Here is a 10,717-nt window from a genome sequence, read left to right on the forward strand (position 1 = left end):
TGTTCGACGAGCCGCTGTCCAACCTCGACGCCAAGCTGCGCGTGCAGACACGGCTGGAGATTCAGAAACTGCACCGCGAGCTGGGCGTCACCTCGCTGTTCGTCACCCACGACCAGGTCGAGGCCATGACGCTGGCGCAGCGCATCATCGTCATGAACGGCGGCCGCATCGAGCAGATGGGCACGCCCGAGGAGGTCTACGGCCAGCCGGCCTCGACCTTCGTCGCCAGCTTCATCGGCTCGCCGGCCATGAACCTGCTGCCGGGCCGACAGCACGGCGGGCAGTTCTACATCGACGGCGCCGAGCTCGACGTGCCGCCGGGCGTGGAAGGCGAACTCACGCTGGGCCTGCGCCCCGAGCATGCGCACCTGGCCGACCGGGGCTGGCCCCTGCGCGTGGAGATGATCGAGATGCTGGGCGCCGAGCGCCTGGTCTATGGCAAGCTGGGCGCCGGCACGCCCTTCACGCTGCGCCTGGACGCCACCCTGCCTTCACCCCAGCCGGGCGACTGGCTGCACCTCGCTTTCAGCCCTTTGCACCTGCACCGCTTCGATGCCAAGACGGGGCAAAGGCTGTGAAGACGCATTGGCCCTATCCGCTGTGGCTGGCCCATCGCGGCGCCGGCAAGCTGGCGCCGGAGAACACGCTGGCGGCTTTCCGCATGGGCGCCGGCTTTGGCTTTCGGGCCTTCGAGTGCGACGTCAAGCTCAGCCGCGACGGCCAGGCCTTCCTGCTGCATGACGACACGCTGGACCGCACGACCAGCGGCCAGGGCTCGCCGGCTTCAGCAGACTGGGCGCAACTGGCCGGGCTCGACGCCGGCGCCTGGCACAGCCCCCCGTTTGCCGCCGAACCGCTGCCGCGCTTTGCGCAGATCGCCGCCTTCTGCCAGGCCAATGGCTGCGCGCTGAATGTCGAGATCAAGCCCTGCCCCGGCGAGGAGGCCCGCACCGGCGCGGCCGTGGCGCACGAGGCAGCGCGGCTCTGGGCCGGCGCGCTGCCACCGCTGCTGAGCAGCTTCAAGCCCGAAGCCCTGATGGCAGCGCGCGGCGCCGAGCCCGCCCTGCCCCGCGCCCTGCTGCTCGACAAGCTGTGGGACGGCTGGTGGGACACGGCGGAATCGCTGGGCGTCGTCGCAGTCATCACCAACTACCGACTGATGGACCGCGCGCTGATCGAGCGCCTGCATGCCAGGGGCTGGCGGGCGCTGGTCTACACGGTCAACGACGCGGCGACTGCCGAGCGACTCATTGCCGACGGCATCGACGGGATCATCACGGACGCCGTTCACGAACTCGGACCTCAATGAACTCGCCCCTGCTCAAGGCCCTTTTCACCGTGGCCCTTGGGTTGCTCGCTGCGATGGCCCGCGCCGCCGCACCCAACTGCGAAACCGATCCGCAGCTGCAGCTCGACCGCATCACCGAACGGGTCATCCTCATCGGCGAGACCCATGGCAACGAGCAATCGCCGGCCTTCGTGGCCCGGCTGGTCTGCGGCCTGCTGGCACTTGATCGCCCCATCATCTTGGCGGTGGAACGAATCAGCCTTGAACAGCCGGCGCTGGCCCGCTACCTGGCATCGGCCGGCCGCGCCGATGACGTCCGCGCACTGCTCCGCGAGGAGGACTGGGCAGCGCCCACGCAGGATGGACGCAGCAGCGTGGCGATGCTCAAGCTGCTGGAGCAGGTGCGGCGCTGGCGCCAGGCGGGGCAACCTGTCGAGCTGATCGCCATGGTGCAGCCCTGGAGTTCCGATGCCGCTGCCTCCGCGCCCGCCAGCGATCCCAAGCTCGTGCAGGCCCGGGAGGACCGCGGCATGGCCGACACCGTCACCGCGGCCCTCGCCCGGCATCCCGCGCACAGCGCCGTCGTGCTGGCCGGCAGCTTCCACACCGTCATCGGGTCCAAGATTCACCAGGACATCATCGGCTCGCCGTCCCTGGGCGACGTGCTCGCGACCCGCACGGCCGTCCATGTCATCGGCTTGAGCAGCAGCGCCGGTTCGTCCTGGACCTGCCGAACCAGCTGCGGCCCGAACCCGGTGCTCGCCGCCCCCTGGGATCTGCCCGATGCCCGCATCGACACCCGCGTCAGCCTCGGCGAGGTCAGCGTTTCGCCGCCGGCAGCGGCGATGCGCTGATCAACTGCGCGATGCGCGAGTAAAAGGCCACGTTGCACGGATGCCCACAGCAACTCGTCCGTCGCGTCCTTCCGTGCGGTGAGCCCGCCAGTCCCTAACGCCTTAAGCAGCATGACTAGGGATGGGCTTTACGGGCGAAATGCGAGAACGTCTTCCAAGTTTCAGAAAAGGCTCAAAGGAGACCTGTATGAAAAGGATGCTTGCCGTGTGCGGCTTTTTGGCAGCGAGCCTGTCGTGTCAAGCCGATATTCAAGCCACCGCCTCGTTGAGCGGCTTTCACTTCGAGCTGATCGACCTCGATCTGGGTGACGGAATTTCACCTTCCCTCACGTTAAAGACGAGTACATCAGACGCAACGATCTGGACAACCACGCCCGAGGGAATAACGGATCAACTGTCCGTGCAAACCGCAGTGCCCTTTACAGGCTTCTCTCGCTCGTTGACCCGCGGGGATCAGACAGGTGAGATCGAGCTGGTGAACACGAGCCTGAACAGCCTTGGCCTGACGACTTTCGTCAATTCATCGCTGGATTCGATGGCGCCACCGCATTCGGGTACCGGCACCTACGCGTACACGGGGTGGTATCCCAGCTTCATGCTCTCAGCCAAAACTCAGCTGACCATCGTTGCAGACGCCAAGCTCGCGGCGGCGTCCACCATTCCGGTCGACCCGAGCCTTGTCAATACGGCGATGGTCAATAGTCTCCTCAGCGCGTCAACGGTTGGYCAATATGACGATGATTCATTTCAGAAATTGATCAGTGGCAATAATGGATTCTCATTCACCGGCGAGAAGACGTTGTCGGTGACCGTTTCGAACGACTCGAACGAAAGCAGGAATGTGAGTGTTTCCGCCTATATCAGCTCGACCCAGGTGCTGAATCCGGTCCCAGAACCGGCAAGCATTTCCCTGTTGATGGCCGGACTTGCGTTGGTGGGCATGATTCTGAAACGGCGCAGAGGCTGACCGCCATCATTGAGCGCAACGGCACGTCGGTCGTGTGACCAGTAAATCAACAACAATGATGCCCTCGCCGCCGAACTAGCAGACAGCCGCCTTTTCCCGGCTGCGAGAGACGAAGTTCGTTGTTCCCGCTGCCCCATACCGTCGCCTTGAACCATGCCACGCGCAGATTAGGGCAAAGGCAGCCAAGGTGAATGACCCCGGCTTCTAAACGCCAACCCGCATCCACTGTGGATGCGTCTAGCAAGTTGTTCAGGTCGATCAGAGTGTCCTTACTCCACAGGACAGCGCGACGGTCTGCGCTACGCCCTACAACATCACCTGCGTTGTTGATGTCAGCGGCGTTGAAGGCACCGAGATCGGTGACGGTGGCGCCGTCCCACAGGGCGGCGTGTGAGCCAGCATCGCCAGCGATATCGCTGTCACCCACCACTTGGCCTCGATCGTTTATCGCTCGAGCAAAGCTGTCAGTACCGCCCAGCGTACGTAAATCCGCAGCGATAGTGCCGTGCCACAAGATGGCATGCCTCGCCGCATTTTTCGTGATATCCCGCGCCCACTATTTGGCCGGAATTATTAATGCCCAAAGCGAAAGTTTCACTGCCACCCAAAGTGCCGAGAAGGGTTTTGACACCGCCATTCCACAACGTTGCATTGGATTCGGAAAAAGCAGGCAAGTACGTGTTGCCCACCACTTGGTCTGTAAACCGGGAGGGCGGCTGCTGTTTCAGTCATAGAGGGAGTCCGCGGGCGGTCGTCTCGCACCACCGGCGGCGCAGCGACCAAAGACCTACGAGCCCGCCGGTGAAGGCCAGCCAACCGCTGGGCTCCGGCACAGGCGACAGCGTCGCGCCGTTGAAGAATCCGGACCCGGTGCTCATGGTCTCTCCCGCGAAATTCTTGATGTCCGTCAGCTCGAAACGCACCGCGAACGGCGTTGACAGCGAAGCGCTGGTCTCAAAGCCGAACGTCGCCGTCACTGGATGGCTGTAATCGGTGTTGATCCAGCTCGCAGAGCCGCCCCCCGGATCCGCCGTCCACTGCAGCGTGATGACCTGGGGCACGCCGAAGTCAAGAGTGACGTCGCCCTTGGCATCCAGCAATGCGGCCCACGCTGCCACCGACCCTGGCCCGCTCGCCACGGGCGTCGCCAAGGCGTTGTCCCAGCTGAGTTGGAAGGTGACCGCGCTCAAATCGACCGCTGGCTTCGAGCCGAAGAAGAAAGTGGTGGTGGCCGTGCCTCCGGCAACAAAGCTGCCAGAKGTCATGTAGAGCATGACCTCATCGAAGTCAGCGACCGCGCGGGCAGACGGGCTGCACGTCAAGGCGGCAGCCACCAAAGCCAGGGTGGCCAGACGTGGCCGGGCAAGAGGGCGCACAGCACAAATGATTGACATGGTGGGACCTTCGGGTGAGGCGGATGAGAGCGCCTGTGCAGCATGCGCCCGCACCCCGTCGTGTCCAATCCCTATGCCGGCACGGTGACACGAGTCGGCTGCTTCGGCGGCGACGAATGCCTCTGCCTGGCCTTGTCTCCCGCGCCATCAGCGTCTTGCGCGCCGCTCAGACCGCCGCCCCCCCAAGGTCGTGCTCTGGAGGTCGACGCTGCTAGGGAAGGTCTGGCAAGTTCAGGACACGCGCGCGTAGACGCATGTGTCGCGGGGATGCCCGTCGACACCAAGCGCCTCATTGCGCAGGATGCCTTCCAGCTCGAAGCCGCAACGTTCGGCAACCGCGCGGCTCCTGACGTTGCGCGGGTCGCAGCGGATCTCGACACGGCGCGCGGACAGCACATCGAAGGCCAGGCCTGTCAGCAACCGCACGGCCTCGCTGACATGCCCCTGGCCCGCCGCCTCGGGGCGGATCCAGTAGCCGATCTCGAAGCGCCGCACCGCCCAGTCCATGCGGTGCAGGCCGGTGCCGCCCAGCAGCCGACCCGGGCTGCCGTCGGCGCGGCGGGCGTAGATGTGGAAGCACAGGTCGCGTCGGGCGATGAAGTCGGCCTGCATGCGGCGCACCACCATCTCCGAGCTCTCCGCCGTCGGCGCCTCCTGGGCCCACGGCATCCAGGGGCGCAGATGCGAGATCGCCTGCGTGATGACGACGGCCAGCTCCGCGCCGACGCCGGCACGCGGCATCAGCAGCACGGTGCGCTCGCCGTCCAGGCGCTCGGGAATGTCGATCAACAGCGGATCAAGACTCATGGGCACCTTTCGCGCTGCGCGCTGTCCCGCCGGGCGGGAGCTGAGCCCCTTCGGGCGGCCGAGCGGGGCTCACGCTGTCACCACTTCAACCGGCTTGGGCAGTTCGCGCACGCCGCGGATGACCGGGTGACGCCAGGCCAGGGCCGCCAGCAGGCACGCGCCTACGCCCGAGAAGGCCAGCGCCGAGCGCAGGCCCATGTGCTCGCCCAGCCAACCACCGATCAGTGCGCCCGGCCCGGCAGGCAGCAGGATGAGCCAGCGCATCGTGCTCGTCATGCGGCCCAGCATGGGYGCCGGCGTGACAGCCTGGCGCAGCGACAGGAAGTTGATGAAGATCAGCACGGCACCGAAGCCGAAGGCGAACAGCATCACGCCAAAGCTGACCACGCCCAGATGACCCGCTGGCGCCAGCGCCAGCTGCAGCCAGCCGACGCCGCAGGCCGCATAACCCAGCACCAGGCATGGCCCCGGGCCGATGCGGCGGCTGATGCGGTGGCCGAAGATGCTGGCCAGCACGGTACCGGCGCCCAGCGCGACGTAGGACAGGCCGACCGTCTGCGGCGCGAGCTGCAGCTCGCGCGTTGCAAACAGGATCTGCACGACCAGGGCGGCGTTGTGGAAGAGCTGCCAGCCACCGGTGGCGGTGGCCAGGCTGATGAGCAGCTTGTGCGAGCGCACGAAAGCCAGGCCTTCCTTCAACGAGGGCCAGAAAGCGCCGCGCGTGGCCGACAGCTGCTCCTGCACGCGGATGCCACGCAGGATGACGGCCGACGCGAGCAGGGCCACGGCATCCACGGCCAAGGCCAGCGGAGCGCCCAGCAGCCTGATCAGCACGCCGGCCAGGCCCGGCCCGACGACCTCGGCGCCAGAACCGGCCAAGGCGTTCTTGGCATGCGCCTCGACAAGCCGCTCGCGTGGCACCACCTGGGTCAGCACGATCTGCGCGGCGCTGCCAGCCGTCGTGTGCACGGTGCCCAGTACGAAACCGACGACATACAGCCAGCCCATGCCCAGCCAACCCATCCACGCGGCCAGCGGCACCGTGGCCACCGCGAAGGCGAGCAGGGTCTCACCCACCACATAGACCGGCAGCTTGCGCATGCGATCCAGCAGCACGCCCGAGGGCAGCGAGAACAGCACGAAGGGCAGGATCTCCATCGCCTGCAGCAGGCCCATCTGCGTGGGGCTGGCGTTGAGCAGCACCGCAGCCGTCAGCGGCAGGGCCAGCATGGTGACCTGGCCGCCAAGGGAGGAGATGAGAATGGACGACCACAGCCGCCGGTAGACCGCATCGCGCAGCAGGTCGCCGGGCGCGAGGGTGAAAAACTTGGAGAACATGACGCTGGAGGCTCCGACAGGACTCGACGGGCGGGTCAGCCCCGCCGGGATGAAACAACGCGCAGGGGCGTCAGTCGAGGTCGAGCAACTTGGTCATGCACTGCATGCTAGCAGCGCGGCCGCGCGGTGTCGCGTGCCGGTGGTCACGGCTTGCGGACGACAAGTTCGGCGTAGCCGGTGGCCGAATCGAATTCGCGCGACAGCGAGCCGGTAGGCAGCGACGCAATCAGCAACTCGGCCGTCGTGCGCACCTCACAGCCGGCACACACRTGGCCGCCGAACACGCGACCCGCCGCATCGGACACGCTGGCATGCAGATGCGCGCCATCGGGCGTCAGGCTGCCGCTGAGCGTCAGGATTTCGAGCGGCCCGGCGATGGTGGTCGGCTCCGGTTCGCCAGCGAAGCGCAATTGCGCATGAACGAGGCTGCCGATGCCGGCGACGACAAAGCCGGTGCGGCCTTCCAGCGCGCCGCGCAGGTCGTCCCCGGGGTTCAGGCGCAAGACCTCCACTTCAGTAGCCTACGGCCGCGCCATCGCGCCGCGGATCGCTGGCCGCCACATAGCCCTCGACACCCGGATCACCCAGCCGCCAGATGAACTGGCCGGCGCCGAAGTCCTGGTAGCTGTCGTGGATGTCGCCGATCTCATGGCCGCGCGCGCGCAGCGCCTCGATGGTCGCCGCCGGCATGTGCAGCTCGACGTTGATCGACAAACCTTCGTTGAAGCGCCAGCGCGGCGCATCGCAGGCAGCCTGCGGGTTCTGGCCGTAGCAGAGCATGCGCACCAGCGTCTGCAGATGCCCCTGCGGCTGCATGTTGCCGCCCATGACGCCGAAGCTCATCACGGGCGCGCCGTCCTTCGTCAGGAAGGCCGGGATGATGGTGTGGAAGGGCCGCTTGCCCGGTGCGACCTGGTTGGCGTGGCCGGCCTCCAGCGTGAAGCAATGGCCACGGTTCTGCAGGCTGATGCCATAGCCCGGCAGCACCAGACCAGAGCCGAAGCCCATGTAGTTGCTCTGGATGAAGCTGACCATCATTCCCGATTCATCGGCCGCGGTCAGATAGATGGTGCCGCCCTTGATGGGGTTGCCGGCACCGAAGGCCTGGGCGCGCTGCGGGTCGATGAGCTTGGCGCGCGAAGCAAGGTAGTCGGGATCGAGCAACTGGGCCGCGCTGACCGTCATCGCGCCGGGCTCGGCCACGTAGCGGTAGACGTCGGCAAAGGCCAGCTTCATCGCTTCGATCATCAGATGCTGGGCCTCGGGGCTGTCGACCTCGTGCGCCGTCACATTGCAATGCGCCAGCAGGCCCAGCGCCATCTGTGCGGCGATGCCCTGGCCGTTGGGCGGGATCTCGTGCAACGTATGGCCCGCAAAGTCCTTCGCCAGTGGTGTAACCCACTCAGGCTGATAGCCCGCCAGGTCGGCCTCGGTCAGCGCGCCGCCGGTCTCGCCCGCAAATCGAACGAGCGCCTTCGCAATCTCGCCGCGGTAGAACGCCTCGCCCTTGGACTCCGCAATCAGCTTCAGGCTGCGCGCCGCTTCCTGAAAGCGAAACAGCTCGCCCACCTCGGGCGCTCGCCCTTGCGGCAGAAAAGCCCGAGCAAAGCCGGGCTGCGATGTGAGCTCGCTCAACGCCGCCGCCATCGCCCACTTGCCCTGCACGATCGGCGGCACCGCATAGCCGCGCTCGGCGATCTCGATGGCGGGTTGCATCAGATCGGCGAACGGCAGCTTGCCGAAGCGCTCGCTCAGTGCGATCCAGCCGCCCACGGCGCCAGGCACGGTCACCGAGCCCCAGCCTCTCCTGGGCATGACCTGCCCCCCAAAGAACTCCGGCGTCCACGCTGCCGGCGCTGGGCCGGATGCGTTCAGGCCATGCAGCCGCTTGCCGTCCCACAGGATGCAGAACGCATCCGAGCCGAGGCCGTTGCTGCAGGGTTCGACCAGCGTCATGCAGGCCGCCGTCGCGATCGCCGCATCGACCGCGTTGCCGCCCGCCTGCAGCATGCGCAACCCGGCCTGGGCCGCCAGTGGATGCGAGGTCGAGACGATGTTGCGCGCGAACAGCGGGCTGCGCCGGCTTGAATAGCCAGCGCTCCAGTCGAAGTGGGATGCGGTGTTCATGCGCCCGATTCTGCCGGTGTAAGGCTTTGCAACGTGGTCAACGATGCCGGGCGAGGCGTCGTTGTCACCCCAAGCTTGCGCAAGCCGAACCGAAATCCCCGAACCACCTTGGAGCCCTCAAGATGAACACGCTGAAGACCACGATCGCCACTGCCCTCATCACGCTCGCTTCGGGCGTGGCCCTGGCCCAGACTCCGGCTGCCACGCCGGCCACCGCTGCGACACCCGCCACGGCGGCAACACCGGCTACCAAGGCCGCACCGGCCACCGCCGCCACGCCTGCAGTCGCCGCCACGCCGGCCGATGCAGCCAGCGCTGCCAAGCACGCGCCCAAGCACCATGCGAAGAAGCACGCTGCCGCCAAGACCGGCGACATGCCTGCCAAGACCGAAACCAAGACGCAGTAAGCGCATCAGCGCTCCGCGCAAGGCCGCAGCCCGCAATGGCTGYGGCCTTTTTGTTGCCCGATCAGCGGATCGGCGCCATCTCTTTCAGTGCCTTCACCGCACCGGCGCCCATGGCCGCGCCAAAACGCTTGGCCAGGCGCTCAGCGACGTTCTCGCGCGGCGTGTAGTCGATGACGTCCTCGGCCTTGACGACCTCGCGGGCCACATAGTCGAGGTTGCCGAAGTGGTCGGCCAGGCCCAGCTTGACGGCCTGCTCACCGTTCCAGAACAGGCCCGAGAAGGTCTCCGGCGTCTCCTTGAGCCGCTTGCCGCGGCCTTCGCGCACGACGGCGATGAACTGCTGATGGATCTGGTCCAGCATGGCTTGCGCGTAGGCGCGCTGCTTGGGGTTCTCCGGACTGAACGGGTCCAGCATGCCCTTGTTCTCGCCGGCGGTCAGCAAGCGGCGCTCGACGCCGACCTTGTCCATCAGCCCGGTGAAGCCAAAGCCATCCATCAGCACGCCGATGGAGCCGACGACCGAGGCCTTGTCGACATAGATCTCGTCGGCCGCTGCGGCGATGTAGTACGCGCCGGATGCACACATCTCCTCGACGACGGCATAGACCGGCTTGTCGTACTGCTTCTTCAGCCGCTTGATCTCGTCGTAGACGATGCCGGCCTGCACCGGGCTGCCACCGGGCGAGTTGACGCGCAGCACGACGGCCTGGGCCGCGTCGTCCTTGAAGGCGTCTTTCAGCGCGGCCAGCAACTGCTCGGCGCTGGCCTCGGTGTCGGCGGCGATCTCGCCACGCACCTCGACCAGGGCGGTGTGCGGCGTCGTCGACGGCGTCACGTGCTTGCCCTGCAGCCACAAGCTGTAGACCAGCAGGGCCGCGAGCAGCAACCAGAACAGCCGGAACACCGTGCGCCAGCGCCGCTCCAGCCGGCGCTCACGCAGGAAGTCGCGGGCCAGCTGGGCCAGCAGCGTCTCGTTTTGCGGCGTGAGCTGTACCGGCACGCCGACGGGCTCGGGCATCGGGGGAGGCAGGGAGTCGTCAGAGGTGCTGCTCATATCAATCTTCAAAAGCGGGCTTGGTGTCCCGGGTCGGGTGCCAGTAGACCTCGCCATCGCGCTCGGTCAGGTCGATCTTCGTCAAGCGGCCGCGGTTACAGGGGCCCATGACGCATTGGCCGGTCGATGGTTCGTAGACGGCGCCATGGATGCTGCACATGATGAAGCGCTTGTCGCTGTCCAGGAACTCGCCTTCCTGCCAGTCCATCTCGGTGGGCACATGGGCGCAGCGGTTCAGGTAGGCGACCGCCTTGCCGTCGAAACGCAGCGCGAAGGCACGCACCGGCTCGCGCCACTGGATGACGTCGAAGCTGACGGCCTTGCCGCGCTCCACCAGTTCGGCCGAAGCGCACAGGCGCTGCAGCGGCGCGACTTCGGGCTCAGGCATGCGCGATCAGCCAGTCATGCAGCTCGCGTGTCGAGTGCGCAACGAAGAGCGGCTTGAACTCGGCAAAGGTCTCGTGGTCATGCGCGCCAAAGC

13 protein-coding genes are annotated in these 10,717 nt (G+C 66.6%); 5 read left to right on the top strand and 8 right to left on the bottom strand.

All coding sequences use genetic code 11. The features are described 5' to 3' along the window. The 4 genes from ACXJKR_RS14335 to ACXJKR_RS14350 form a co-directional block, all read left to right on the top strand. Positions 1–578, top strand: a 578-nt coding sequence (locus ACXJKR_RS14335; protein WP_457323403.1) for a TOBE domain-containing protein, incomplete at its 5' end; no start/stop codon positions are given. Continuing rightward, positions 575–1,309, top strand: coding sequence for a glycerophosphodiester phosphodiesterase (gene ugpQ / locus ACXJKR_RS14340; protein WP_457323404.1), 735 nt, complete (start codon positions 575–577; stop codon positions 1,307–1,309). The genes ACXJKR_RS14335 and ugpQ, both read left to right, overlap by 4 nt. Continuing rightward, positions 1,306–2,142: a hypothetical protein gene (locus ACXJKR_RS14345; RefSeq protein ID WP_457323405.1), complete on the top strand. Its 837-nt coding sequence runs from the start codon at positions 1,306–1,308 to the stop codon at positions 2,140–2,142. The genes ugpQ and ACXJKR_RS14345 overlap by 4 nt, the downstream gene beginning before the upstream one ends. A 187-nt stretch (positions 2,143–2,329) precedes the next feature. Next, on the top strand, positions 2,330–3,109 hold the full coding sequence (locus tag ACXJKR_RS14350) for a PEP-CTERM sorting domain-containing protein (RefSeq protein WP_457323406.1): 780 nt from the start codon (positions 2,330–2,332) through the stop codon (positions 3,107–3,109). Positions 3,110–3,155: 46 nt separating this feature from the next. Here the strand turns inward: ACXJKR_RS14350 and ACXJKR_RS14355 are convergent, their stop codons facing one another. From ACXJKR_RS14355 to ACXJKR_RS14380, 6 genes are all read right to left on the bottom strand, one after another. Continuing rightward, positions 3,156–3,623, bottom strand: a complete 468-nt coding sequence (locus ACXJKR_RS14355) for a hypothetical protein (protein ID WP_457323407.1) — start codon at positions 3,621–3,623, stop codon at positions 3,156–3,158. Positions 3,624–3,837: 214 nt separating this feature from the next. Continuing rightward, entirely contained in the window at positions 3,838–4,383 is a 546-nt protein-coding gene (locus ACXJKR_RS14360) for a PEP-CTERM sorting domain-containing protein (RefSeq protein WP_162247868.1), read from the bottom strand. Between the two features lie 351 nt (positions 4,384–4,734). Next, positions 4,735–5,310, bottom strand: a complete 576-nt coding sequence (locus tag ACXJKR_RS14365; protein WP_157282119.1) for a GNAT family N-acetyltransferase — start codon at positions 5,308–5,310, stop codon at positions 4,735–4,737. 69 nt (positions 5,311–5,379) lie between these two features. Next, positions 5,380–6,648 (bottom strand): MFS transporter, encoded by a 1,269-nt coding sequence (locus ACXJKR_RS14370; protein ID WP_457323408.1) that lies wholly within the window; start codon positions 6,646–6,648, stop codon positions 5,380–5,382. Between the two features lie 143 nt (positions 6,649–6,791). Then, a complete protein-coding gene (locus ACXJKR_RS14375; RefSeq protein ID WP_457323409.1) occupies positions 6,792–7,151 on the bottom strand; it encodes a PPC domain-containing DNA-binding protein in 360 nt (119 codons plus the stop codon). Positions 7,152–7,161: 10 nt separating this feature from the next. After that, positions 7,162–8,775 (bottom strand): gamma-glutamyltransferase family protein, encoded by a 1,614-nt coding sequence (locus ACXJKR_RS14380; protein WP_457323410.1) that lies wholly within the window; start codon positions 8,773–8,775, stop codon positions 7,162–7,164. A 122-nt stretch (positions 8,776–8,897) separates the two neighbouring features. Between ACXJKR_RS14380 and ACXJKR_RS14385 the strand changes: the two genes are divergently transcribed. After that, positions 8,898–9,182 carry a hypothetical protein gene (locus ACXJKR_RS14385; RefSeq protein ID WP_082533018.1) on the top strand — a complete coding sequence of 95 codons (285 nt, stop codon included), beginning with the start codon at positions 8,898–8,900 and terminating at the stop codon, positions 9,180–9,182. Between the two features lie 61 nt (positions 9,183–9,243). On the opposite strand, the gene ACXJKR_RS14390 is transcribed toward ACXJKR_RS14385, so the two are convergent. Together ACXJKR_RS14390 and ACXJKR_RS14395 are read right to left on the bottom strand one after the other, a co-directional pair. After that, positions 9,244–10,236, bottom strand: coding sequence for a S49 family peptidase (locus ACXJKR_RS14390; protein WP_457323411.1), 993 nt, complete (start codon positions 10,234–10,236; stop codon positions 9,244–9,246). A gap of 1 nt (position 10,237) precedes the next feature. Then, positions 10,238–10,624, bottom strand: coding sequence for a Rieske (2Fe-2S) protein (locus ACXJKR_RS14395; protein ID WP_457323412.1), 387 nt, complete (start codon positions 10,622–10,624; stop codon positions 10,238–10,240). Between the last annotated feature and the right edge of the window lie 93 nt (positions 10,625–10,717).

Source organism: Roseateles sp. P5_E11 (genome assembly GCF_054049355.1).